The sequence below is a fragment of the Pinisolibacter sp. DMC100 genome (assembly GCF_056313705.1).
Genome location: NZ_JBQUZT010000001.1, coordinates 288484 through 313315, shown reverse-complemented (window position 1 = coordinate 313315; position 24832 = coordinate 288484). Strand labels below are relative to the sequence as shown.

General features: G+C 69.5%; 24 protein-coding genes. 15 read left to right on the top strand and 9 right to left on the bottom strand.

Annotation, left to right across the window (positions count from 1 at the left end; all coding sequences use genetic code 11):
- Nucleotides 1-184 precede the first annotated feature (184 nt).
- The 4 genes from ACT541_RS01545 to ACT541_RS01530 all read left to right on the top strand — a co-directional run bounded on the left by ACT541_RS01545 (nucleotide 185) and on the right by ACT541_RS01530 (nucleotide 2321).
- Nucleotides 185-916, top strand: a complete 732-nt coding sequence (locus ACT541_RS01545) for a heme ABC transporter permease (RefSeq protein ID WP_476133743.1) — start codon at nucleotides 185-187, stop codon at nucleotides 914-916.
- A 66-nt stretch (nucleotides 917-982) separates the two neighbouring features.
- Nucleotides 983-1159 carry a heme exporter protein CcmD gene (ccmD, locus tag ACT541_RS01540; protein WP_476133741.1) on the top strand — a complete coding sequence of 59 codons (177 nt, stop codon included), beginning with the start codon at nucleotides 983-985 and terminating at the stop codon, nucleotides 1157-1159.
- Nucleotides 1156-1782, top strand: a complete 627-nt coding sequence (locus ACT541_RS01535; RefSeq protein WP_476133740.1) for a DsbE family thiol:disulfide interchange protein — start codon at nucleotides 1156-1158, stop codon at nucleotides 1780-1782. The genes ccmD and ACT541_RS01535 overlap by 4 nt, the downstream gene beginning before the upstream one ends.
- 92 nt (nucleotides 1783-1874) lie before the next feature.
- Nucleotides 1875-2321, top strand: a complete 447-nt coding sequence (locus ACT541_RS01530) for a GNAT family N-acetyltransferase (RefSeq protein ID WP_476133738.1) — start codon at nucleotides 1875-1877, stop codon at nucleotides 2319-2321.
- An 87-nt stretch (nucleotides 2322-2408) separates the two neighbouring features.
- Here ACT541_RS01530 and ACT541_RS01525 read toward each other — a convergent pair whose 3' ends face one another.
- The 3 genes from ACT541_RS01525 to ACT541_RS01515 form a co-directional block, all read right to left on the bottom strand.
- Nucleotides 2409-2654, bottom strand: a complete 246-nt coding sequence (locus ACT541_RS01525; RefSeq protein WP_476133737.1) for a hypothetical protein — start codon at nucleotides 2652-2654, stop codon at nucleotides 2409-2411.
- A 249-nt stretch (nucleotides 2655-2903) separates the two neighbouring features.
- Nucleotides 2904-3191: a sulfur globule protein precursor gene (locus ACT541_RS01520; RefSeq protein ID WP_476133736.1), complete on the bottom strand. Its 288-nt coding sequence runs from the start codon at nucleotides 3189-3191 to the stop codon at nucleotides 2904-2906.
- A gap of 147 nt (nucleotides 3192-3338) precedes the next feature.
- A complete protein-coding gene (locus tag ACT541_RS01515) occupies nucleotides 3339-4574 on the bottom strand; it encodes an FAD-dependent monooxygenase (RefSeq protein ID WP_476133734.1) in 1236 nt (411 codons plus the stop codon).
- Nucleotides 4575-4738: 164 nt separating this feature from the next.
- On the opposite strand from ACT541_RS01515, the gene tesB reads away from it, so the two are divergent.
- The 8 genes from tesB to thpR all read left to right on the top strand — a co-directional run bounded on the left by tesB (nucleotide 4739) and on the right by thpR (nucleotide 14377).
- Nucleotides 4739-5623, top strand: a complete 885-nt coding sequence (tesB, locus tag ACT541_RS01510; protein ID WP_476133733.1) for an acyl-CoA thioesterase II — start codon at nucleotides 4739-4741, stop codon at nucleotides 5621-5623.
- A 386-nt stretch (nucleotides 5624-6009) separates the two neighbouring features.
- Nucleotides 6010-6348, top strand: a complete 339-nt coding sequence (locus ACT541_RS01505; protein WP_476133732.1) for a P-II family nitrogen regulator — start codon at nucleotides 6010-6012, stop codon at nucleotides 6346-6348.
- A 21-nt stretch (nucleotides 6349-6369) separates the two neighbouring features.
- A complete protein-coding gene (locus ACT541_RS01500; protein WP_476133730.1) occupies nucleotides 6370-7794 on the top strand; it encodes an ammonium transporter in 1425 nt (474 codons plus the stop codon).
- A 197-nt stretch (nucleotides 7795-7991) separates the two neighbouring features.
- Nucleotides 7992-9200: an aminotransferase class I/II-fold pyridoxal phosphate-dependent enzyme gene (locus ACT541_RS01495; protein ID WP_476133729.1), complete on the top strand. Its 1209-nt coding sequence runs from the start codon at nucleotides 7992-7994 to the stop codon at nucleotides 9198-9200.
- A 22-nt stretch (nucleotides 9201-9222) separates the two neighbouring features.
- Complete coding sequence (locus ACT541_RS01490) at nucleotides 9223-11889, top strand: FtsK/SpoIIIE family DNA translocase (RefSeq protein ID WP_476133727.1); 2667 nt, start codon at nucleotides 9223-9225, stop codon at nucleotides 11887-11889.
- A 98-nt stretch (nucleotides 11890-11987) separates the two neighbouring features.
- Entirely contained in the window at nucleotides 11988-12680 is a 693-nt protein-coding gene (locus ACT541_RS01485; protein WP_476133726.1) for an outer-membrane lipoprotein carrier protein LolA, read from the top strand.
- A gap of 49 nt (nucleotides 12681-12729) precedes the next feature.
- The gene (locus ACT541_RS01480) at nucleotides 12730-13539 is read left to right on the top strand and encodes an exodeoxyribonuclease III (protein WP_476133725.1); all 810 of its coding nucleotides are present in this window, start codon (nucleotides 12730-12732) and stop codon (nucleotides 13537-13539) included.
- 211 nt (nucleotides 13540-13750) lie between these two features.
- Nucleotides 13751-14377, top strand: coding sequence for an RNA 2',3'-cyclic phosphodiesterase (gene thpR, locus ACT541_RS01475; RefSeq protein WP_476133723.1), 627 nt, complete (start codon nucleotides 13751-13753; stop codon nucleotides 14375-14377).
- Between the two features lie 15 nt (nucleotides 14378-14392).
- Here the strand turns inward: thpR and ACT541_RS01470 are convergent, their stop codons facing one another.
- The 4 genes from ACT541_RS01470 to typA form a co-directional block, all read right to left on the bottom strand.
- Nucleotides 14393-14566: a hypothetical protein gene (locus ACT541_RS01470; protein ID WP_476133721.1), complete on the bottom strand. Its 174-nt coding sequence runs from the start codon at nucleotides 14564-14566 to the stop codon at nucleotides 14393-14395.
- Nucleotides 14563-16425, bottom strand: a complete 1863-nt coding sequence (gene feoB / locus ACT541_RS01465) for a ferrous iron transport protein B (protein WP_476133720.1) — start codon at nucleotides 16423-16425, stop codon at nucleotides 14563-14565. The genes ACT541_RS01470 and feoB overlap by 4 nt, the downstream gene beginning before the upstream one ends.
- A gap of 4 nt (nucleotides 16426-16429) precedes the next feature.
- Entirely contained in the window at nucleotides 16430-16732 is a 303-nt protein-coding gene (locus ACT541_RS01460; protein ID WP_476133718.1) for a FeoA family protein, read from the bottom strand.
- A 228-nt stretch (nucleotides 16733-16960) separates the two neighbouring features.
- A complete protein-coding gene (gene typA / locus ACT541_RS01455) occupies nucleotides 16961-18778 on the bottom strand; it encodes a translational GTPase TypA (protein WP_476133716.1) in 1818 nt (605 codons plus the stop codon).
- A 264-nt stretch (nucleotides 18779-19042) separates the two neighbouring features.
- Between typA and ACT541_RS01450 the strand changes: the two genes are divergently transcribed.
- Complete coding sequence (locus tag ACT541_RS01450; RefSeq protein WP_476133714.1) at nucleotides 19043-19501, top strand: MarR family winged helix-turn-helix transcriptional regulator; 459 nt, start codon at nucleotides 19043-19045, stop codon at nucleotides 19499-19501.
- Nucleotides 19498-20718, top strand: coding sequence for a multidrug effflux MFS transporter (locus ACT541_RS01445; protein ID WP_476133713.1), 1221 nt, complete (start codon nucleotides 19498-19500; stop codon nucleotides 20716-20718). The genes ACT541_RS01450 and ACT541_RS01445 overlap by 4 nt, the downstream gene beginning before the upstream one ends.
- Before the next feature lie 78 nt (nucleotides 20719-20796).
- Here the strand turns inward: ACT541_RS01445 and ACT541_RS01440 are convergent, their stop codons facing one another.
- On the bottom strand, nucleotides 20797-22023 hold the full coding sequence (locus ACT541_RS01440; protein ID WP_476133711.1) for an argininosuccinate synthase: 1227 nt from the start codon (nucleotides 22021-22023) through the stop codon (nucleotides 20797-20799).
- Nucleotides 22024-22341: 318 nt separating this feature from the next.
- The gene (locus ACT541_RS01435; protein ID WP_476133710.1) at nucleotides 22342-23454 is read right to left on the bottom strand and encodes a calcium:cation antiporter; all 1113 of its coding nucleotides are present in this window, start codon (nucleotides 23452-23454) and stop codon (nucleotides 22342-22344) included.
- 115 nt (nucleotides 23455-23569) lie between these two features.
- On the opposite strand from ACT541_RS01435, the gene ispG reads away from it, so the two are divergent.
- Nucleotides 23570-24823: a flavodoxin-dependent (E)-4-hydroxy-3-methylbut-2-enyl-diphosphate synthase gene (gene ispG / locus ACT541_RS01430; RefSeq protein WP_476133708.1), complete on the top strand. Its 1254-nt coding sequence runs from the start codon at nucleotides 23570-23572 to the stop codon at nucleotides 24821-24823.
- Nucleotides 24824-24832 lie beyond the last annotated feature (9 nt).

Sequence of the window (24832 nt, the reverse complement as noted above, 5' to 3'; positions counted from 1 at the left end):
GCGAGAACGGCACCTCGCGGGCACCCCACGCGGACTTGATCCCGCGCAAGGCGAAAGTCGGCGCTTCGACGCATTGATGCCGTCGCGGACCCGATCTAGAACGAGTCCGGACCACCGCTGGCCGCGCACGAGGGGCGTCGCGGCCGGAACAACCGCCCGTGAGGGCAGACTTCGGGACGAAGCGATGCGTCTGATCGACTATGCCAACCCGACCCGCTTCATGGGGTTGGTGGACAAGGTTCTGCCGTGGCTGGCGGGCGTGACGGCGCTCACCTTCGCCGTCGGCCTGTGGCTCGTCTTCTTCCGCGCGCCGGCGGACTACCAGCAGGGCGAGACCGTCAAGATCATGTACATCCACGTGCCCTTCGCGTGGCTGTCGATGTTCTGCTACATGACGATGGCCGCCTCGGCGCTGGGCACGCTGGTGTGGCGCCACCCGCTCGCCGACGTCTCGGCCAAGTGCGCCGCGCCGATCGGCGCCGCCTTCACCTTCCTCGCGCTGGCCACCGGTTCGCTGTGGGGCAAGCCGATGTGGGGCACCTGGTGGGTGTGGGATGCGCGCCTGACCTCGGTGCTGGTGCTCTTCATCATGTATCTCGGCCTGATCGCGCTGCAGGAGACGATCGAGGATCCGCTGCGCGCCGCCAAGGCGACCGCCGTGCTGACGCTGGTCGGCGTCGTGAACATTCCGATCATCAAGTTCTCGGTCGACTGGTGGAACACGCTGCATCAGCCGGCGTCGGTCTTCCGTATGGGTGGCTCGACCATCGACGCCTCGATGCTGGTGCCGCTGCTGATCATGGCGGTGGCCTTCTCGTTGCTCTTCGTCGTCATCCATCTCCTGGCGATGCGCAACGAGATCATGCGCCGCCGCATCCGCACCATGCGGATGATCGAAGCCGCCGGAGCGGAGTGACACGATGCTCGCCCCCAACTCGACCGCGCGCGGCGCAGCGACCAACAAGAAGTGGAGCGAGTGATCATGGGCAACCACGCCGGATTCATTCTCGCCGCCTACGGTCTCTCCGTCCTGGTCGTCGTCGTCCTCTTCGTGTGGGTGGCGCTCGACGGGCGCGCCCAGCGCCGCGCCCTCGAAGAACTCGAAGCCCGCGGCGTCCGCCGCCGGTCCCGCTCCGGCCCTCAGGGAGACGCCTCGTGACCGAACTCGACACCCAGACCGCACCGGCCGCCGAGGCGTCGGCGCCGCGTTCGCGCCTCGTCGTCGTGCTGCCGCTGGCGATCTTCGCCGTGCTCGCCGGCTTCTTCCTCTACAAGCTGGAGAAGGGCGGCGATCCGTCGTCGCTGCCGTCGGTGCTGATCGGCAAGACGGCGCCCGAATTCGCCCTGCCGCCGGTGCCGGCGACGCTCGGGGACGGGTCCGCCATGCCGGGGCTCTCGGCCGCCGATCTTCGCGCGCCCGGTCCCGGCAAGGTGACGATCGTCAACTTCTGGGCTTCGTGGTGCGTCGAATGCCGCACCGAGCACGAGACCCTGAAGCGGCTGGCCAAGGACCCGCGCGTCCGCCTCGTCGGCATCGCCTACAAGGACGAGCCCGCCAACGCCGCCCGCTGGTTGCGCGACATGGGCAACCCCTATGTCGCCGCCGGTCTCGACCAGAAGGGCCGCGTCGGCATCGACTGGGGTGTCTACGGCGTGCCGGAGACCTATGTCGTGCGCGCCGACGGCGTCATCGTGCACAAGTTCATCGGTCCGCTCTCCGACGGTGCCGTGCGCGCCGTGCTCGGCCCGAAGATCGACGAGGCGCTGGCGGCGGGCCACTGACGCCAAGCGGCTGAAACATCACGAAGACGTCTTGCCAGATCGCGGCGACGGAGGGACACTTCGTCGACGTACCTCTGGCTGGAGGTTTCGCGATGACGAGCCCCGACGTCCTGCGTCTGTCGTCCAACCATGCCGGCGCGCTGGCCGCGCTGATCGCCGCTCATGTCCAGGAGACCAACGGCGGTTCTCCGCCGCGTCCGGATCGCTACTGGGCCGAGCGTCTTCTCGCCGATCCGCGCATCCGCCTCTTCGGCGCCCGCATCGACGGCGAACTGGTCGGCTTCGCCGTCGTCCACACCCTGACCGATTGCCTGAGCGGCCTCGAGACCGGCCTGCTCGAGACGATCTTCGTCCATCCCGACCGGCGCGGCCGCGGTGCCGGGCGCGAGTTGCTCGCCGCGATCGGCGCCGAGGGGAGGGCGCGCGCCTGGAGCCGCCTGCGCCGGGTGGTCGAGACCCGCTCGCGCCATGCCTCGATGCCCGATCCGATCGCCGAGGAGGCGGCACATCTCCGCCTGATCCAGCCGTCGCGGCAATGATCGCCCGTGGCGATCGGTCCGATCCGGAAACGAGGAACGGCGCCCCGAGGGGCGCCGTTCGTCATGATCACGATGCGTGCCGTTCGATCAGCGGCAGACGCGAACCGTACGGCGCTCCCAGCGCGGGCCCCAGGGGGTCATGACGCGCACGCGGCGCTCCTCGACCCAGCAGCGGCGCGGCGGCGGCGGCGCCCAGTGACGGTGCGGCGGCGGACGGCGCCAACCCGGCTCGCCCCAGGGCTGGGCGGCGGCCGGCGTGACCGAGGTGACGGCGGCTCCGATCGCCAGGGTGGCGAGGAAACCGAAGGTGGTGGCTTTCGACAGGAACGACATGAACCCCTCCCGGAGGTTCGGCGCGCCGGTTGGTCCGACGTGCCCGACGACGGGACGAACGTTCCGGCCCGCCCCGTATTCGACGGCGATCCGCGTGAACGGATCGATCCGCCCTTGGTCGGCCGAACGTCGGCCGACGGTGGAAGTCTGACACGCCGGATCGATCCGGTCGACCCGAAATGCCGTGTGTTTCGCTCGTCTTTCGACGGAGCCGCCGGTCAGTGCGGCTCCCTCCGGCGATGGCTCCGGTCAGCGGCAGATGCGGACTCGGGACTGTTCCCAGCGCGGGCCCCAGGGGGTGAAGACGCGCACCGGGCGATACTCGATCCAGCACCGCTCGCGGTACCAGTGGTGGCGATGATGACGGGGTCCGCCCCATCCGCGATCCCAGCCACCGCGGTCCCAACCACCGCGATGCCAGCCGCCGCGATCCCAACCGCCCCAGCCTTGGGCGGCGGCCGGCGCGACGGCACCGGAACCGATGACGGAAGCGACCGTGACGATCGCCAGCAGCGACTTGCGGATGATCGAATGCATGACGGCCTCCGGGGCTCGATCGTGGGCCCGAAGGGGTCGGCATCGGCCTTGCCCTTCGAGAACGATCGCACTCTGTCACGCCGCCCCTGAACCCGTTCTGAGGGTGCAATTCAGCTTCCGTTCATCGAAGCCCTTCCGGTGCCGGCGTCAGTGCCGCTCGCCGCGCATCGATCGCGGGACGTCGCCGACGATGCCTGCCGCCTCGCGGACGAAGCGATCCTTGAGCACGCCCATGCGGTCGACCAGGCCGAGACCTACGTCGCGCAGCGCCCGGATCGGCGGCAGATCGATGGCGAAGAGCCGGTCGAGGATCTCGCTCGTCGCCCCCATCTCGACCGCGTCGAAGCGGCGGCGTCGCGCATAGGTCTCGAGCACGTCGATGCGGCCGGGATCGAGACCCAGGCGTCGCGCGTCGACCACCACCTCGGCCAGCACCGCCGCGTCGCGCAGGCCGATGTTGAGGCCCTGGCCGGCGACCGGCGGGATCGCATGGGCGGCATCGCCGACCAGCGCGAAGCGTGGCCGCACCCAGTCGCGTGCCAGCGTCAGGCCGAGCGGGAAGGCGCGGGCGCGCCCGAGCGGTGCGACCGTGCCGAGCTCGCGGCCGAAACGGCGTTCCAGCTCGGCACGGAGCATGAAGTCGTCGCCCTCGACCAGCCGCGCCGCGGTCTCGGTCGCCTCGGTCCACACCAGCGACGAGCGATGCCGTCCCTCGGCGTCGTCGGTGAGCGGTAGGATCGCGAAGGGGCCGGCCGGCAGGAAATGCTCCCAGGCCCGCCCCTCGTGCGGCCGCTCGTGGACGACCGTCAGCACGATGCCCGAACGGCCGCGCTCGGTGTGGACGGTGCCGATGCCGGCGAGATCGCGCAGGCGCGAGCGGGCGCCGTCGGCGGCGACCAGAAGGCCCGTCCGCACGGTCCGGCCCGATCCGAGTTCGACCGCGATCGCGGACCCTTCGTCGGCATAGCCGACCACCCGTTCCGGCATCAGGATCTCGATGCCCGCCGCCCGCGCCGCCGCGAGCAGCGCCGCCACCATCGCCGCGTTGTCGATCATGTGGGCGAAGGGCTCGCCGCCGTCGAGCGTGCCGCCGAAGGTCAGGAACACCGGCCGGATCGCGTCGTCGAGGCGGCTGTCGGTGATCACCATGTCGCGGATCGGCTGGGCGGCGTCCGCCATCGCCGACCAGGCGCCGAGATGTTCGAAGAGCCGCCGTCCCGCCGCGGCGATCGCCGAGGCGCGTCCGTCGACCGCGCCGCCCGTCGCCGGGGTCGGATCGACCAGGGTCACCCGCATGCGCGGATCGTCCCGCTTCATCGCCAGCGCGGTGGTGATGCCGACGTGGCCGCCGCCCGCCACGAGACAATCGAACTCGAGCGCCATCCCTCGTCCTCCCACCGACCGTCGTTGCACTCGACATAGCGCGGCCGAGGCGTTTCGACCACGCCTCCCGCATCGCCGCCATTCCGAGCGGTGCTTGACGCACCGTCCGGCGGATGCCAACGCTTGCGTCATCACCCTTCCGCATCGGGCAGGATCCCACGCAGATGAACGACGCCGTCGCCGGTCTCCTCGACATTCTCGACCTCGAGACCCTCGAACTCGACCTCTTCCGCGGTCGCAGCCCGCAGGTCGGCTGGCAGCGCGTCTTCGGCGGCCAGGTCATCGGTCAGGCGCTGGTGGCGGCGATCCGCACCGTCTCGCGCCGGTCGGTGCATTCGCTGCACGGCTACTTCATCCGCCCCGGCGACCCGACCATCCCGATCGTCTATCGGGTCGAGCGTGTCCGCGACGGCGGCTCCTTCACCACGCGGCGGGTCGAGGCGATCCAGCACGGCGCGACGATCTTCGCGATGATCGCGTCGTTCCATCAGGCCGAGACCGACGCACTCACCCACTCCGTGGCCATGCCCGAGGCGCCCGATCCGGAGAGCCTGCCGGGCGAGAAGGAACTGCGCGAACGCATGCTCGCCGGCGCGCCGGAGAACGTCCAGGCCTATTGGCGGCGCGAACGGCCGATCGAACTCAGGCCGACCGACGTCACCCATTATCTCTCGGACCGGCCGCTGCCGCCGCGCCAGCAGGTTTGGGTGCGCACCACCGGGCCGCTGCCCGACGATCCGGCGATCCACGCGGCCGTCCTCGCCTATGCCTCGGACATGACGCTGTTCGACACCGCGCTCTTCGCCCACGGCCGCTCGGTGTTCGATCGCTCGCTGCAGCTCGCCAGCCTCGACCACGCCATGTGGTTCCACGCGCCGTTCCGCGCCGACGACTGGCTGCTCTACGATCAGGACAGCCCGTTCTCGGGCGGAGCCCGCGGCTTCTGCCGCGGCTCGCTGTGGACCCGCGACGGCCGCCTCGTCGTCTCCGCCGCCCAGGAAGGCCTGATGCGGCAGACCACGCCGCGCACCGCCGGCACGCCCGGCTGATCTGCCCCAAACCGAGTCATTCTGCCCGCCGGGGAAACGCCGGACCGCGGAAATCCCATGGTTTTCCGGCGGAAACGTCGCGCGAACGAGCAGGCGCCCATTTCTCGAGCACGCTCGAGGCGTGATTCGCCGCGATTCGGCCGCTTTTTCCCTGGCCCTGCTCAATAATTCATCAGACTCCGCTGCACCGCACCGTCAGGGGCGGCGAACGGCGCGCCACAGGTGTTGCCGAATCGTTGATTTCTGCGGGATTCGGCCGCTCTCGGGCAGTTGGCACGAGACTTGAAAGCCATGGCGTCGGCATCGGCCGGGCCTTCACCCGCCCGAACCGTTCTGTAGTCGGCTCCGACCCTTCCGGTCGGGCATAGGGAAACGGGATCCACCACATGAAGTTCGTAGTGGCCATCATCAAGCCGTTCAAGCTGGACGAGGTGCGCGACGCCCTCACCGCGATCGGCGTGCAGGGACTGACCGTCACCGAAGTCAAGGGCTACGGCCGACAGAAGGGTCACACCGAGATCTATCGCGGCACCGAATACGCCGTGAGCTTCCTGCCGAAGATCAAGATCGAGATCGCGGTCAACTCCGACCAGGTCGAGAAGGTCGTCGCGGCGATCTCGTCCGCCGCCAAGACCGGCCAGATCGGCGACGGCAAGATCTTCGTCTACGGCATCGACCAGGCCGTGCGCATCCGCACCGGCGAAACCGACACCGAAGCGCTCTGAGCCCGGATAGGAGCTGAACGCATGAACATCGAACGTACCCTCGATCGGGGCCTGAGCGTCGCCAAGACCGCCGCCCTCACCCTCGGCGCCCTCGCGCTGACGACCGTTCTGGCGCACGCGCAGGATGCCGCCGCCCCGGCCGCCGCCGCCGCTGCCGCCGCTCCGGTGCCCAACAAGGGCGACACCGCCTGGATGCTGATTTCCACCATCCTGGTGATCATGATGACGATCCCGGGCCTGGCGCTCTTCTACGGCGGCCTCGTCCGCTCCAAGAACGTGCTGTCGGTCCTCACCCAGACCTTCATCGGCTTCTCGCTGATCTCGATCCTCTGGGTCGTCTACGGCTATTCGCTCGCCTTCACCGGCGCCGGCAAGGCCGAGGAGGTCACCGCCCTGACGCCGTTCATCGGCACGCTCGACAAGCTCTTCCTCGCCGGCATCACGCCGGACTCGGTGGTCGAGACCTTCACCAAGGGCGTCGTCATTCCGGAAATGACCTTCGTCATCTTCCAGCTGACCTTCGCCGCCATCACCCCGGCGCTGATCATCGGCGCCATTGCCGAGCGCATCAAGTTCTCGGCGATCCTGGTCTTCCTCGTCCTGTGGTTCACCTTCTCCTACCTGCCCATGGCCCACATGGTGTGGTGGTGGGGTGGCCCGTCGGCCGCCGACGCTCCCTCGGGTCTGCTGTTCGGCTGGGGCGCGCTCGACTTCGCCGGCGGCACCGTCGTGCACATCAACGCCGGTGTCGCGGGTCTCGTCGCCGCCATCGTCCTGGGGCCGCGCATCGGCTTCAACAAGGACAACATGGCGCCGCACAACCTCGTCCTGACCATGATCGGCGCCTGCCTCCTGTGGGTCGGCTGGTTCGGCTTCAACGCCGGCTCCAACCTCGAGGCCAACGGCCTGACCGCCCAGGCGGTCCTCAACACCACCGTCGCCACCGCCGCCGCGGCTCTGGGCTGGATGTTCGTCGAGTATCTGACCCGCGGCCACGCCTCGCTGCTCGGCGGCGTCTCGGGTGCCGTCGCCGGCCTCGTCGCCATCACCCCGGCCGCCGGCCTCGCCGGTGCGGGTGGCGCCATCGTCCTCGGCGCCGTCGCCGGCGTGGTCTGCCTCGCCGCCGTGGTGTGGCTGAAGCCGCTCCTCGGCTACGACGACAGCCTCGACGTCTTCGGCGTCCATGGCGTCGGCGGCATCATCGGTGCGCTCGGCACCGCCATCGTCGCGGCCCCGTCGCTGGGTGGCTTCGGTGTCGGCGAGTACACCATCTCCGGCCAGCTGGTCACCCAGGCCAAGGCCGTCGCGGTCTGCATCGTCTGGACCGCCGTCGTCTCGCTCGTCTCGCTGATGATCATCAAGCTGGTGATCGGTCTGCGCGTCACCGAGCAGGCGGAGCGCGAGGGTCTCGACATCTCGGCCCACGGCGAGCGCGCCTACAACTGATCCCGATCGATCGGCGCGGCTTCCCCCGCGCCGATCCCCGGATCCGACGAGAAGAAGCCCCGGAGGGTTCCGCCCTCCGGGGCTTGTTCTTTTCGCGCCCGCCGTCCCGCGGAACCGTCGCCATGGATCGGCTTGGTTAACAGCCGTTTAACCGTCGAAGGCTAGGCTCGGGGCGAATCGCGATCGCACGGAAGACCATGACCCCCGACAAAGCCCGAGCCTCGACCGACGCCTTCGTCTCGCCGTTCCAGCGGCTGAACGATCTGCTCGCCCCTCACGCCCCCGGCCGGGCGCCGATCAACCTCACGGTCGGCGAACCGCGCCATGCGGTGCCGTCCTTCGTCGCGCCGGTGCTGGCGCGCGAGATCGACGGCTTCGGACGCTATCCCGCGATCAAGGGCACCGACGCCTTCCGCCGCACCGTCGCCGACTGGCTCGCCGCCCGTTTCGGCCTTTCGACCGGAACGGTCGACGTCGATCGCGGCATCCTGCCGCTCAACGGCTCGCGCGAAGGCCTGTTCTACGCCGCCCTCGAGGCGCGCCGGCGCTGGACCGGCACGTCGGACCGCCCGGCGATCCTGCTGCCGAACCCGTTCTATCAGGCCTATGCCGCCGGCGCGGTCGCCGCCGGCTGCGAGGCGGTGATGGTCGATGCCGGCCCCGAGACCGGCTTCCTGCCCGATCTCGCGGCGCTCCCCGAAGACCTCCTCGCCCGCACAGTGGCGCTCTACTACGCCTCGCCGGCCAATCCGCAGGGCGCGGTGGCGAGCCGCGCCGACTGGGCGGTGGCGATCGCGCTCGCCCGTCGCCACGGCTTCATGCTCTTCGCCGACGAGTGCTATTCCGAGATCTACCGCGAGGGTCGCCGTCCCAACGGCGTGCTCGCGGCGGCGCAAGAGACCGGTTCGCTGGACCGCGTCGTCGCCTTCAACTCGCTCTCCAAGCGCTCCAACCTGCCGGGCCTGCGCTGCGGCTTCGCCGCCGGCGATCCCGACTTCCTCGCCCGCTGGGTGGCGTTCCGCAACATGGCGGCGCCGCAGGTGCCGGGTCCGATCCAGGCGGTCGCGGTCGCGGCCTTCTCCGACGAGGCCCATGTCGCCGAAAACCGCCGGCTCTACGACGCCAAGTTCGCCGCGGCGACGCGGATCCTCGGCAAGCGCTGGGGCTACGAGACCCCGCCCGGCGGCTTCTTCCTGTGGCTCGACGTCGCCGCGCTCGGCGGCGGCGAGGTCGTGGCCGAACGGCTGTGGCGGGAGGCGGGCGTGCGCACCATTCCCGGCGGCTATCTGTCGGCCACCGGCGCCGAGGGAACCAACCCCGGCGATCCCTATCTGCGCATCGCCATGGTCGAATCGCTCGCCCCGACGGAAGAAGCGCTCGCCCGCATCGTCGAAACGCTCGGCTGAACTCGTTCGAAGGACCACGCTCATGCGCTCGACCCGCTCGGCCCATCCCAGCTACGCCCCAGGCGGCGACATGCGCCATGCGCTGGCGCGCAACCTGCGCGGCGCCGCCGGTCTCGCGGTCTTCGCCACCGTCGCCGCGGCCGCCGCGGCGCTCGCCACCTGGTCGGCGACCGATCCGTCCTTCTCCAACGCCACCGGCACCACGGCGCACAATGCGCTCGGCCGTTCGGGCGCGATCTTCGCCGATCTCGCCATGCAGCTCTTCGGCCTTTCGGCCGCCATCGCCCTGCCGCCGCTGATCGTCGTCGGCTGGCGCCTCGTCACCACGGCCGAGGGCGGGTTCGACCGCCGCTTCGCCGGCTGGTGGGCGGCGGCGCTGGTGACCGCTTCGGGTGCCCTCGCCACGCTGCCGACCGGTGCCGGCTGGCCGTTGCCGATCGGTCTCGGCGGCGTCGTCGGCGACATGCTGGTGCGGCTGCCGCTGGCGATCTTCGGCGGCGGCGACATCGCCCATCTCGTCACCGGCGTCGCCCTCGTCGGCTTCGCCGCCTGGGCCGATCTCAAGGCGCTCGGCTGGATCGCCGCCGACGCCGATCCGGACGACGACGACGAGTGGGACGACGAGGCGGTCGACCGCTGGATGCCGCTCGCCATGCTCCATCACGGCGTGCTGGTCGCCCGGGCCAATCTGATGCGGCTGATCGGCGTGCGTTCGCACACGCTCGACAACCGCCGCTACGGCTTCTCCTTCGCTCGCTTCTTCGACCGCTTCCGCCGTCCGGCGCGTCGTTTCGACGAAGACGATTCCTGGGACGAGCCGCCGCGCCCGTCGGTCGGTCTGCGCACCCGCGCCGAGCCGAGCCGGGTCGAGCCCGGCTTCGGCCGTGCCGCGCCGGCGCCGCGTCCCGCCGCCCACGACGAATGGGAGCCGGAACACGAGGCGGATGCCGCCGACTGGATGGAGCCGCCCTTCGAGGAGGAACCGGCCGACCTGCGTCGCGCGTCGGCCGCCCCGCCGCCGGTCGCGCCCGTCGAACGTCCGACCGTCGGCGCGCCCTTGCGCGGCCCTGCCGCCGCCGTGATCGATCGCCGCGTCGCCGTCACCCCGGCCGCCAAGCCGCCGACCCCGGGTCGCCCCGGCGCCCGCGACGTCGGCATGCGCGACGACGTGGTGGAGACCGCCCACGGCTGGCAGTTCCCGCCGCTGTCGCTCCTGACCGAGCCCAAGCGCCTCGGCCCCGACAAGGAGCTGACCGAGGACGTGCTGGAATCGAACGCCGGCATGCTCGAGGGCGTGCTCGACGACTTCGGCATCAAGGGCGAAGTCAATCACGTTCGCCCCGGCCCGGTCGTCACCCTCTACGAACTGGAACCCGCGCCGGGTGTGAAGTCGTCCCGCGTCATCGGTCTCGCCGACGACATCGCCCGCTCGATGAGCGCGGTCTCGGCCCGCGTCGCCGTGGTGCCGGGCCGCAACGTCATCGGCATCGAGCTGCCCAATGCGCGGCGCGAGACGGTGTTCCTGCGCGAGCTCCTTGCCTCCCGCGAGTTCGAGGGCACCAAGGCCAAGCTCGCCTTCTGCCTCGGCAAGACGATCGGCGGCGAGAGCGTCATCGCCGACCTCGCCCGCATGCCGCATCTGCTCGTCGCCGGCACCACCGGTTCGGGCAAGTCGGTGGCGATCAACACGATGATCGTGTCGCTGCTCTACCGGCTGACGCCGCAGCAGTGCCGCCTGATCATGATCGACCCGAAGATGCTCGAGCTGTCGGTCTACGACAACATCCCCCATCTCCTCACCCCCGTCGTCACCGACCCCAAGAAGGCGGTCGTGGCGCTGAAGTGGACGGTGCGCGAGATGGAGGAGCGCTATCGCAAGATGTCCAAGCTCGGCGTGCGCAACATCGACGGCTTCAACGCCCGCGTCGCCGAGGCCAATGCGCGCGGCGAGGTGCTGACCCGTGAGGTGCAGACGGGCTTCCACCGCACCACCGGCGAACCGATCTTCGAGCAGGAGGAGCTGGCGCTCGAGCCTCTGCCCTATATCGTGGTGGTCGTCGACGAGATGGCCGACCTGATGATGGTCGCCGGCAAGGAGATCGAGGGCGCCATCCAGCGTCTCGCCCAGATGGCACGTGCCGCCGGCATCCACATCGTGATGGCGACGCAGCGCCCCTCGGTCGACGTCATCACCGGCACGATCAAGGCCAACTTCCCGACCCGCATCTCCTTCCAGGTGACGTCGAAGATCGACAGCCGCACCATTCTCGGCGAGCAGGGTGCCGAACAGCTGCTCGGCCAGGGCGACATGCTCTTCATGGCCGGCGGCGGTCGCATCCAGCGCGTCCACGGGCCCTTCGTCTCGGACGACGAGGTCGAGAAGATCGTCCACCACCTCAAGCGCCAGGGCGCGCCGCAGTATCTCGACGCCATCACCTCCGAGGACGACGAGGCGAGCCCGGAGGGCGACGTCGGCGGTCTCGAGGAATCGGCCGATCTCTACGATCGCGCCGTGGCGCTGGTGCTGCGCGACCGCAAGGCCTCGACCTCCTACATCCAGCGGCGTCTGCAGATCGGCTACAACCGGGCCGCCTCGCTGATCGAACGGATGGAGAAGGAAGGTCTGGTCGGCGCCGCCAACCACGCCGGCAAGCGCGACATCCTGGTCGGCGGCGGCGACGTCGACTGATCGTCCGAAGTTCCGCCATGGTCGTGGCCGACCATGGCCCCCGAATCGTTCGCGCGCCGAGCCCCGGCGCTCTCCGGACCCGTCTTCGAGGACACCCGATGCCCTTCACCCACCGTCCCACCCGCCGCGTCGCCCTCGGCCTCGCCCTCGGCGGTCTCGTCGTCGGCCTCGCGCCGCAGGCGCTGGCCCAGCAGGCCGCGGCGGCCAAGCCCGCCAAGCCGGTGCAGGGCGGCGCCGGCGTCGCGCCCTCGGGCCTGACCCCGCAGCAGCGCGAGGCGCTCGGCGCGATCAACAAGTACTTCAACGCCGTGCGCACCATGACCGGCGAGTTCGTGCAGTTCGGCCCCGACGGCGACAAGGCCGAGGGCGAATTCCACATGGCGCGGCCCGGCAAGATCCGCTTCCTCTACGCCAAGCCGTCGAACCTCGACATCATCGCCGACGGCATCGACGTGGTGGTCCGCAACACCAAGCAGGCGACGCAGGACCTCTATCCGCTGTCGAAGACGCCGCTGCGCTTCCTGCTCGCCGACCACATCGACCTGACCTCGGAGGCGAGCGTCACCCGCGTCAGCCTCGAGCCGGATCTGGTCTCGGTGGTGCTGGAGCAGTCGACGGTGTTCGGCGACGGCCGCCTCACCATGGTCTTCGACCGCAAGTCGAACGAGCTGCGCCAGTGGACGGTGACCGACGCGCAGGGCTACGATACGGCAGTGGCGATCTACAACGTCACGGCCAACCAGCCGGTCGATCAGAAGATGTTCTTCATCGACCGCACCATCATCCGCTGACGATCGATCCCCGCACCCGTCGGGCGATCCCCGCCCGACGAGGTGACCTTTGACGTCGACGCTCTCCATCGCCACCTGGAACATCAATTCCGTCCGCCTGCGCCTGCCGATCGTCGAGCAGTTCCTCGGCTCCCATGCCCCGGACGTGCTCTGCCTGCAGGAGACCAAGTGCCCGGACGGCTCGTTCCCGACCGCGGCCTTCCGCAAGCTCGGCTACGAGCACGTCGCGATGAACGGCCAGAAGGGCTATCACGGCGTCGCCGTCGTCTCGAAGATCCCCTTCGCCCGGGAAGAGCGCCGCGAGTTCTGCGCCAAGGGCGATGCCCGCCATCTCGCGGTGACGCTCGACGTGCCCGGCCTGCCGGTCCGCCTGCACGACTTCTACGTGCCCGCCGGCGGCGACGAGCCGGATCCGGTGATCAACGACAAGTTCGCCCACAAGCTCGCCTTCCTCGACGAGCTGAAGACCTGGCTCGGCAGCGGTGCGGCCGAGACCCCCTCGGTGGTGGTCGGCGATCTCAACATCGCCCCCCTGGTCGACGACGTCTGGTCGCACAAGGCGCTCATCAAGGTCGTCTCCCACACGCCGGTCGAGACCGAGGCCTTCGAGGCGATCCGCGAGGGCGGCGCCTGGATCGACGTCATGCGCCGGGCGATCCCGGTGCCGGAGAAGCTCTACACCTGGTGGAGCTACCGCGCGAGCGACTGGTCGGCCGCCGACAAGGGCCGCCGCCTCGATCACGTCTGGGCCTCGCCCCACTTCGAGGACCGGCTCGCCGGCGTCGAGGTGCTGCGCGCGGCGCGCGGCTGGGAGCGGCCGTCGGACCATGTTCCGGTGATCGCGCGGTTCCGGATCTGAGCGGGACAGGTTCCGTGCGGGCGGGGGGCGAGTCCTTTCGGCCACACTGCCCGCAGAGCAGGCATGCCGGCGCCCGCGCCTTCTTGATGTGCAGCCGTCCTTCGCTACGATTTCCTCACGAGGCGTCGCGACGGCGATTCGACCGTGCGATGCCGGCCCGATCCGGGCGTGGCGGTGCCACGTCCGCCGGGTGCGACCGGGGGACCCGATCATGCCGCGCCTCTTCACCGGCCTCGAAGTCCCCGAAAGCCTCGGCCTCTCCCTGTCCTTCCTGCGCGGCGGCCTGCACGGCGCCAAGTGGATCGACGTGGAGAACTACCACGTCACCCTGCGCTTCATCGGCGACGTCGACGAGCGGCTCGCCGACGAGATCGCCGAGGAGATGTCGCGCATCCGCCGGTCACGGTTCGAGGTCCGCATCGAGGGCGTCATGGCCTTCGGCGGCCGCCAGCCCCATTCGCTGGTCGCCAAGGTGGCACCGAGTGCACCGCTCATCGAGCTCCAGGGTGAGCACGAACGCATCTGCCAACGGCTCGGGCTCCCTCCCGAGCCGCGTCGTTTCACCCCCCACGTGACGATCGCCCGCTGCAAGGGCGTCTCGCACGAAGGCGTGGCGGAATGGCTGGCGCTGCGCGGCGGGTTCGCGGGCTCGGCGTGGACGCCGGAGCGCTTCGTCCTCTACTCGTCGAAGGCGTCGCGCGGCGGCGGACCCTATGTCGTCGAGGGCGACTGGCCGCTGGAGCCGCGGCGCGACGGCATCATGAGCTTCTCGCGCACGCAGCGCGTCGCGCCGATCGCGGCGCGGATGTACCCGCGGTTTGCGGGAACCACCGCCTGAGGCGACGGCCTGCCGTCAGTGACAGCCGTCGCAGCCGCCGTCGGGCTTGGTCGAACACGAGCCCGAGGCGCAGGACTTGCCCCCGCCGCCGAAGCCGAAGCGGGCCTTGAGGCCGGCGGGCAGGTACTTGAGGCCGACGTAGAGCGCGGCACCCAGCACCACGCCGTAGACGATCATCGTGTCGTTCATCGCGTGAGGACCTCCACGATCCGATAGGTGGCGAAGGACGCCGCGTAGGCAAGGACGAACATGTAGGCGAAGTGGACGCCCGCCCATGTCCACGAGCCGGTCTCGCGGCGGATCACCGCGATGGTCGAGGCGCACTGCGGCGCGAAGACGTACCACGCCAGGAACGACAGCGCGGTGGCGAGCGACCAGTGCGAGGCGAGGATCGGCTTCAGCGCCTCGCCCACCTCCTCGCCGGTCGCCGACAGGGCGTAGAGCGTGCCGAGCGCGCCGACCGCCACCTCGCGGGCCGCCATGCCGGGGATCAGGGCGATGACGATCTGCCAGGAGAAGCCGATCGGCGCGAAGATCGGCGCCAGGAAGTGACCCAGCCGACCGGCGAAGGACCAGTCGATCGCCGGCCCCGCGGCGCCTTCGGGCGGCGCCGGGAAGGTCGACAGGAACCAGATCAGGATCATGATGGCGAGGATGATGGTGCCGGCGCGGCGCAGGAAGGCGCCGGCGCGGATCCACAGCGCGATCGCCACGTTGCGCGGCTGCGGCCACTTGTAGTCCGGCAGCTCCATGATGAAGGGCTCGGGCTCCTCCCGCCAGACGAGCTTCTTCAGCACGAAGGCGACGAGGAGCGCGGTGACGATGCCGGTGGCGAAGAGGGCGAACATCGTCAGGCCCTGCAGGCCGAAGCCCCAGACCTCGGCGTCCTCCGGCACGAAGGCGGCGATGATCAGCGTGTAGACCGGCAGACGCGCCGAGCAGGTCATCAGCGGCGCCACCAGGATGGTGGCGATGCGGTCGCGCCGGTTCTCGATGACGCGCGCCGCCATGATGCCGGGAATGGCGCAGGCGAAGGAGGAGAGGAGCGGGATGAAGGCCCGCCCGTGCAGACCCGTGCCGGCCATCAGGCGGTCCATCAGGAACGCCGCCCGCGCCATGTAGCCGAAGTCCTCGAGCAGGATGATGAAGAAGAACAGGATGACGATCTGCGGCAGGAACACCAGAACCGCGCCGACGCCGGCGATGATGCCGTCGACCAGCAGGCTCTTCAGCAGCCCTTCGGGCATCGCGTCGCCGATCACCGCGCCGAGCCAGGCGATGCCGCCCTGGATCGCCTCCATCGGCGGCTTCGCCCAGGTGAAGACCGCCTGGAACATCAGGAACAGCACGGCGAGCAGCACGATCACGCCGAAGACCGGGTGCAGCAGCACCGCGTCGAGGCGGCGCGTCAGCTTCTCGTCGCCGGGATGGAAGGCGCAGTCGTGCAGGATGCGGGCGGCGGTGGCATGGGTCGCGCGGATCTCCTCGGCCGAGGGCTCGCGCCAGCCGTGCGGCCGCGGATCGGGGCCGTCGAGGGCGAGACGGTCGATCGCGGCGAGCAGCGGATCGATGCCGCCCTTGCGGATGGCGACGATCGGCACGACCGGGATGCCGAGTTCCTGCGACAGCCGGTCGACGTCGACGCGGCCGCCCTGTTTCTCGACCTGATCCATCATGTTGAGGGCCAGCACCATCGGCCGGCCGACCTTCATCAGCTCGATGACGAGGCGCAGGACGATGCGCAGGTTGGTGGCGTCGGCGACGCAGACGACGGCGTCGGGGATCTCCTCGCCGGCCTGGGCGCCGAGGACGACGTCGCGGGTGACCATCTCGTCGGGGCTGCGGCCGCGAAGCGAGTAGGTGCCGGGCAGGTCGAGCACCTTCACCGTGCGCCCGCCGGGGGTGACGAAGCCGCCCTCCTTGCGCTCGACGGTGACGCCGGCGTAGTTGGCGACCTTCTGGCGCGAACCGGTCAGCGCGTTGAACAGCGCCGTCTTGCCCGCGTTCGGGCATCCGACGAGGGCGATCTCGGGAACATGGGTATTCATGGGCTCACTCGGCGGCGGTGACGAGGATCACGGCCGCGTCGCGGCGGCGCAGCGCCACCGTGGTGTCGTCGACCCGGACGGCGATCGGATCGCCGCCGATCGGACCCTCGTGCAGGATCTCGACCCGGGCGCCCTCGACCAGCCCCATCTCGAGCAGACGACGCTCGAGCTCGTTCCACGAGATCGTCGTGTTGCCCCCTGTCGGCGCGAGACCGGCGACCCAACCCGACCAGCCGCGATCGAGGCGGCCGAGGGACAGGAGTTCGCGCGAGGACGCGAGGAGGGAGACGTCGTGGCTGGGGATCATGGGCTTCATCCCGTGGCTGGAGATCTATCCGTAACGAATGTGAAAAGCATTCGCAATCAGTAGAAAGCCGACGATTCCCCCGTCGCTCCCACCGATGCCTCCGAAGAAGCAAGTTGCGCGCCGATCACGCTCCGGCCGCGGATTTCCGCGGCGTCGATGCCCGGAAACGGCAACGGCCGCGACCCGGTGTCGGATCGCGGCCGTCGCGATTGTCACATGTCGAACGGATCAGGCGCTCGCCTTGGCGAAGCGCTTGCGGTCGTTCGGGTCGAGATAGACCTTGCGCAGACGGATCGACTTCGGCGTCACTTCCATCAGCTCGTCGTCCTGGATCCAGGCGAGCGCGCGCTCCAGCGTCATGCGGATCGGCGGGGTCAGCTTGACCGCCTCGTCCTTGCCGGCGGCGCGGATGTTGGTCAGCTGCTTGCCCTTGAGGACGTTGATCTCGAGGTCGTTCTCGCGGGTGTGCTCGCCGATGATCATGCCGCGATAGACCTTGGTGCCCGGCTCGATCATCATCGGGCCGCGGTCCTCGAGTTTCCACATGGCGTAGGCGACCGATTCACCCTGGTCGTTGGAGATCAGCACGCCGTTGCGGCGGCCGGCGATCTCGCCACGATGGGGCGCATACTCGTGGAACAGGCGGTTCATGATCGCCGTGCCGCGGGTGTCGGTCATCAGTTCCGACTGGTAGCCGATCAGGCCGCGGGTCGGCGCGTAGAAGACGAGACGCAGGCGGTTGCCGCCCGACGGGCGCATCTCGGCCATCTCGGCCTTGCGCTCCGCCATCTTCTGCACGACGACGCCCGAGTACTCCTCGTCGACGTCGATCAGCACCTCTTCGATCGGCTCGAGCGTCTCGCCGGTCGCCTCGTCCTTCTTCATGACGACGCGGGGGCGCGACACGGCGAGCTCGAAGCCCTCGCGACGCATGGTCTCGATCAGCACCGCCAGCTGCAGTTCGCCGCGGCCGGAGACGAAGAACGAGTCCTTGTCGGCCGACTCTTCGATCTTCAGCGCGACGTTGCCCTCGGCCTCCTTCATCAGGCGGTCGCGGATGACGCGGCTGGTGACCTTGTCGCCCTCGGTGCCGGCGAGCGGGCTGTCGTTGACGAGGAAGCTCATGGTGACGGTCGGCGGGTCGATCGGCTGGGCGTGCATCGCCTCGGTGATCGAGAGATCGCAGAACGTGTCGGCGACGGTGCCCTTCTGCAGGCCGGCGATGGCGACGATGTCGCCCGCCTCGCCGAGCTCGATCGGCTGGCGCTCGAGACCGCGGAAGGCGAGGATCTTGGAGACGCGGCCCTGTTCGAGCAGCGAGCCGTCCTGCGCCAGCACCTTGATCGTCTGGTTCGGCTTGACCGAGCCCGACGAGATGCGGCCGGTGATGATGCGGCCGAGGAAGGGGTTGGCCTCGAGGATGGTGCCGATCATGCGGAAGGGGCCTTCCTCGACGGTCGGCTCCGGCACGTGGTCGAGCACGAGGTCGAGCAGCGGCGCCATGCCGTCGGTCTGCGGACCTTCGGGCGAATAGGCCATCCAGCCCGAGCGGCCGGAACCGTAGAGGATCGGGAAGTCGAGCTGCTCTTCGGTCGCGTCGAGCGCCGCGAAGAGATCGAAGACCTCGTTGACCACGTCCTGGGCGCGGGCGTCGTGACGGTCGACCTTGTTGATCGCCACGATCGGACGCAGGCCGACCTTCAGCGCCTTGCCGACCACGAACTTGGTCTGCGGCATCGGGCCCTCTGCGGCGTCGACCAGAACGATGGCGCCGTCCACCATGTTGAGGATGCGCTCCACCTCGCCGCCGAAGTCGGCGTGGCCGGGGGTGTCGACGATGTTGATGTGTACGTCCTTCCAGACGATCGAGGTCGCCTTGGCCAGGATGGTGATGCCGCGCTCCTTTTCGAGCTCGTTGGAGTCCATCACGCGCTCGGCGACCTTCTGGTTCTCGCGATAGGTGCCGGACTGCTTGAGGAGCTCGTCGACCAGGGTCGTCTTGCCGTGGTCGACGTGCGCGATGATGGCGATGTTGCGGAGCTTCATTGGGAACGCCTGCCGGTATCGGGCCGGCCGCAGATGCTGCGCCGCCCGTGTCTCGAGTTTCTTGGGACTTTCACGGATTGCGCCGTCTCTAACCCTTTCGGGCCTTTTTCGCAAGCGCGAGCGGGCGGAACGCCTCGCGATCGCCCCGCTCCGGCCGAGCCTTGCGCGTCGCGATCGTCTGCCATCCGGCGACGACAGGCGCATGACGGTCGACATTTGATAAGGGAAACATATCATATGGGCCGCGAACAGATCGAGAGACCCATGATCCCGCCGTCACAAGAAACCCTCGGCACGCTCTTTTCCGACGTGGCCCGCCTCTATTGGCGCCGCCTCGAACAGGCCTGGGCGGCGACCGAGGTCGACATGCGCGCCGCCGAGCTGCGCGTCCTCAAGACCGTGGTCGAGCGGCCGGGCGAGCGCCAGACGCGGCTCGCCGAGGCGCTCTTCATCGAGCCGATGACGCTGACCGGTCATCTCGACCGGCTGGAGAAGCGCGGCCTGATCGAGCGCCGGCCCGACGCCCACGACCGCCGCGCCAAGAACGTCGTCCCGACCGCGGCGGCGGCACCCGCGCTCGCGCGCCTGCTGGCGCTCGGCGCCGCGGTCCGCGCCGCACCGAGCGACGCGCTCCGGCCCGAAGAGGTGCCGCAGCTGCGCGACATGCTGGTGCGGGTGCGGGCCGCCCTCGTCGCCCTCGAAGCGCCGGAGGGCCGTTCGTGAACGAACCCGCGTCCACTCTCCCTCCGCCGGCCGAGCGACCGGCGGCGGCGATGACGCCGACCCGCGCGGCGGTGATCGGCGCGCTGTTGACCGCCCTCGGCTCGATGTCGATGGCGCTCTACACCCCGGCGATGCCGGCGCTGGTCGCAGCCTTCGGCACCACCATGAGCCTGGTCAAGGCGACGCTGACCGCCTACTTCGCCGGCTTCGCCTTCACCCAGCTCGTGGTCGGGCCGCTCTCCGACGCCTTCGGCCGGCGGCCGATCGCCTTCGTCTTCCTGGCGCTCTACGTCGTCGGCGGCTTCGCGGCGGTCTTCGCGCCGACGGTCGAGATCCTGATCGCCGCGCGTCTGGTGCAGGGCATCGGCGCCGCGGTCGGCGTGGCGGTGTCGCGCGCCATCGTCCGCGATCTCTTCACCGGCCAGGAATCCGCCCGCGTACTGGCGACCATCGGCATCGTTCTGTCGATCGGCCCGGCGGTCTCGCCGACCATCGGCGGCGTGGTGCTGCAGCTCGCCGGCTGGCGGGCGATCTTCGTCGTCATGCTGCTGCTCGGCATCGCCGCCTTCGTCGTCGTCCATCGTTTCATGGTGGAGACCAACACCGCGCCCGAGGCCGATCTCGTGCGACCGAGCCGGATGCTCGCCGCCTACGTCCGGCTCGCCGGCGATGCCCGCTTTCTCACGCCCGCCCTGTCGCTCGGCCTGTCGGTCGGCTCGATCTACGCGCTCGGCACGCTGCTGCCCTTCGTGTTGATCGGCCGCGTCGGGCTCGATCCGACGCTCTTCGGCATGGGCATGCTCGCCCAGACCGGGTCCTACTTCGTCGGCGGTCTCGCCGCCCGCGCCCTGATGGGCCACATGGGCGCCGAACGGCTGGTGACGCCGGGCCTCGTCATCGCCTTCGTCGGCGCCGCGGCGACGCTGCTGCTCGAACATCCGCTGGAGCCCGGCTGGGCGGTGGTGATGGCGCCGATCGGGCTCTATGCCTTCGCCGTCGCGCTGGTCATCCCGGCGCTGACGACGCGGGTGCTGGCACCCTTCCCGGAGATCGCCGGCTCGGCCTCGGCCCTCCTCGGCTTCCTGCAGATGGGCTCGGGCTTCCTCGGCGGCGTCGCCGGATCGTTCTTCCTCGATCCGGTCGTCGCCCTCCAGGCGGTCTTCGCCACGATGCAGGGCCTGGCGCTCGCCATCCACCTCTTCGCCCCGCGGCGGTGAGGGCGGAAAGCATCCGAAACGAGAAAGGGCGGCGCCTCGCGACGCCGCCCTTCCGAAATGTCCGACCGAAGTCGCCGATCACGCACCCAGCCGGTTCCTGCGGCGGCCGAGCGTGCGCAGACGCAGGGCGTTGAGCTTGATGAAGCCGGCGGCGTCGCGGTGGTCGTAGGCGACCTTGCCTTCCTCGAAGGTGACCAGTTCCTGGTCGTAGAGCGAGAAGGGCGAGCGGCGACCGGTGACGCGGACGTTGCCCTTGTAGAGCTCGAGCCGCACTTCGCCGGTGACGTTCTCCTGCGACTTGTCGATCAGCGACTGCAGCATCTCGCGCTCGGGCGAGAACCAGAAGCCGTTGTAGATGAGCTCCGCGTAACGCGGCATCAGCTCGTCCTTGAGATGGGCGGCGCCGCGGTCGAGCGTCACGCTCTCGATGCCGCGATGGGCGGCGAGCAGGATGGTGCCGCCGGGGGTCTCGTAGACGCCGCGCGACTTCATGCCGACGAAACGGTTCTCGACGAGGTCGAGACGGCCGATGCCGTTGGCCTTGCCGAGTTCGTTGAGCTTGGCGAGCAGCGTCGCCGGGCTCATCGCCACGCCGTCTATGGCGACGGCATCGCCCTTCTCGAAGGCGACGGTGATCTCGGTCGCCTCGTCGGGCGCGTCCTTCGGCGAGATCGTCCGCATGTGGACGTATTCCGGCGGCTCGATCCACGGATCTTCGAGGACCTTTCCTTCCGACGACGAGTGCAGCAGGTTGGCGTCGACCGAGAAGGGCGCTTCGCCGCGCTTGTCCTTGGCGATCGGGATCTGATGCTTCTCGGCGAAGTCGATCAGCGCCTCGCGCGACTTGAAGTCCCACTCGCGCCAGGGGGCGATGACCTTGATGTCGGGCTCGAGCGCGTAGTAGCCGAGCTCGAAGCGGACCTGGTCGTTGCCCTTGCCGGTGGCGCCGTGGCAGACCGCGTCGGCGCCGACGGCGCGGGCGATCTCGATCTGGCGCTTGGCGATCAGCGGACGGGCGATCGACGTGCCGAGCAGATAGTCGCCCTCGTACTGCGCGTTGGCGCGGAACATCGGGAAGACGTAGTCACGGACGAACTCCTCGCGCAGATCGTCGATGAAGATCTCCTTGATGCCCAGGAGTTCCGCCTTCTTGCGCGCCGGCTCGAGCTCCTCGCCCTGACCGAGGTCGGCGGTGAAGGTGACGACTTCGCAGCCGTAGGTCACCTGCAGCCACTTGAGGATGATCGAGGTGTCGAGGCCGCCGGAATAGGCCAGCACCACCTTCTTGACGTCGTTCGCGGCCATGTCGGCACTCCGGATCGTGGAAAGAGGAGATCGAATTCGGCCGGCACTCTAGCCGGAACGATCGTGCGCGCAAGGCCGCAGGGCGGGATTCCGCCCGGCATTCGGCGCAAGGGCGTCTGGGATCGACGTGCGAGGTTCCGGCGCTGTCCCGTTGTTCGGCTTCACACTGAGGTGCCCGGCAGAGCCGGGCCTCGAAGTGCGAAGCCTCGACGAGCCTTGCCTCTCGGCCCTTCGCCCTTCGAGGCTCGCTTGCGCTCGCACCTCAGGATGAAGGTCCTCCGCAACGGGTACGACGAATGGAAGACGTCAGGTCCGATCTCAAGGCACGAAGACGAGGAAGACGAAGGTCGCGAGCAGGACGAGATGCACCGATCCGGAGAGGATGTTGGTCCGCCCGCCGAAGAAGGTCACCATCGAGACCACCATGGTCAGCGCCAGGAGCACCATCTCGGTCTGCCCGAGCCCGAGGACGAGCGGCGTCCCCATGACGAGCGACAGGGCTCCGACCGTCGGGAAGGTCAGGCCGATCGTCGCCAGCGTCGAGCCGAGCGCCAGATTGATCGAGCGCTGGAGCTGATCCTCGCGCGCCGCCTGGATCGCCGCGACGCTTTCCGGCAGGAGCACCAGCAGCGCCACCAGCACGCCGATGATCGTCGGCGGCGCCCCGATCGCCGCGACGCCGGCCTCGATCGAGGCGGCGAAGCTCTTGGCGAAGAGCACGATGGCGACGAGCGACAGCGACAGCAGCAGATAGGGTCGCGGGCCCGGCCCGGGCGCCGCCGCCGCCGCGATCTCCGCCTCGCTCGCCGCGACGTCGAAGAAGCCGCGATGGCGCACCGTCTGGACGTAGAGGAAGATGCCGTAGAGCGCGAGCGTCACGATCGAGACGAAGACGATCTGCGCCGTCGAATAGAACGGCCCCGCCGCCGTGGTGGTGAAGCCCGGCAGCACCATGGTGATGACGCCGAAGGGGAGCAGCACCATCAGATAGGCGCGGGCCGAGGTGGCGCGGAAGGTCTGTTCGCCCCAGCGCAGGCCGCCGATCAGGAAGCAGAGCCCGACCAGTCCGTTCATCACCAGCATGAAGACCGAGAACACCGTGTCGCGCGCCAGCGCCGGGTTGCCCTTGCCCGACAGCATCACCGCGAGGATCAGCGAGCACTCGATGATCGTCACCGCCATGGTCAGCACCAGCGTGCCGTAGGGCTCGCCGAGGCGATGGGCGATCGTTTCTGCGTGATGGACGGCGATCGCCACGGTGAGGAGCAGAACGCCGAGAAGCACCAGCGCCAGCACCGGCCCGAGCGCCGGAAAGGCCGCCGGCTGGGTGCCGAAGACCAGGAACACCACCGCCAGCGCGACACAGACGATGGGCGCGGCGATCCCGTGTGCGATCGCCGCAAGGCCGGATCCCTTCTCCGCTGACGACATGGGCGCCTCGATTCGCTAGACATGGTGCTTCGACCGATATGGATATCGACCCTATCGGAAGGAAGGCGGCGGCACGATCGCTATTCGTCCACCGCGACCTCAGGAGCCGTTTTCGATGACCGCGATCTACCCGACCGCAGAACCTCTCTCCCGTCGCACCTCGGTCGCCGTCGACGTCGGCGGCGTGGTGATCGGCGGCGGCGCGCCGATCGTCGTGCAGTCGATGACCAACACCGACACCGCCGACGTGCTCTCGACCGCCGAACAGGTGCGTGCGCTCGCCCGCGCCGGGTCGGAACTCGTCCGCATCACCGTCGACCGCGACGAATCGGCCGCCGCCGTGCCGAAGATCCGCGAGCGACTGGATCGTTGGGGCGTGAAGGTGCCGCTGGTCGGCGACTTCCACTACATCGGCCACAAGCTGCTCGCCGATCACCCGGCCTGCGCCGAGACGCTGGCGAAGTATCGCATCAATCCCGGCAACGTCGGCTTCAAGGACAAGCGTGACCGCCAGTTCTCGGCGATCGTCGAACTCGCCGCCCGCCACGGCAAGGCGGTGCGCATCGGCGTCAACTGGGGTTCGCTCGACCAGGAACTGCTGACTCGGCTGATGGACGAGAACGCGGCGAAGGGCAGCCCGCTCACCGCCCGCGCGGTGATGCACGAGGCGATGGTCCAGTCGGCGCTGCTCTCGGCCGAGATGGCCGAGGAGATCGGTCTGCCGCGCGACCGCATCGTCGTCTCGGCCAAGGTCAGCCAGATCCAGGATCTGGTGAAGGTCTCCTGCGAGATCGCCGCACGCTCGAACTACGCGCTGCATCTGGGGCTGACCGAGGCCGGCATGGGCTCGAAGGGGTTGGTCGCCTCGTCGGCCGCCCTCGGCATCCTGCTGCAGCAGGGCATCGGCGACACGATCCGCTATTCGCTGACGCCCGAGCCCGGCGGCGACCGCACCAAGGAGGTCATCGCGGCGCAGGAACTGCTGCAGACCATGGGCTTCCGCAGCTTCGCGCCGATCGTCGCCGCCTGCCCCGGCTGCGGTCGCACCACCTCGACGGTCTTCCAGGAACTCGCCCACGAGATCCAGGAGCACCTCCGTCTGTCGATGCCGGAATGGCGCGAGCGTTATCCCGGCGTCGAGGCGCTGAACGTCGCGGTGATGGGCTGCATCGTCAACGGACCGGGCGAATCGAAACATGCCGACATCGGCATCTCGCTGCCCGGCACCGGCGAGATGCCGTCCGCCCCGGTCTTCGTCGACGGGGCGAAGGTCGCGACGCTGAAGGGGCCGACCATCGCCGCCGACTTCAAGGCGATGGTCGCCGACTACATCGAGAGCCGTTTCGGCAAGGGCCGCGCCGCCGAATGACGGCGCGCC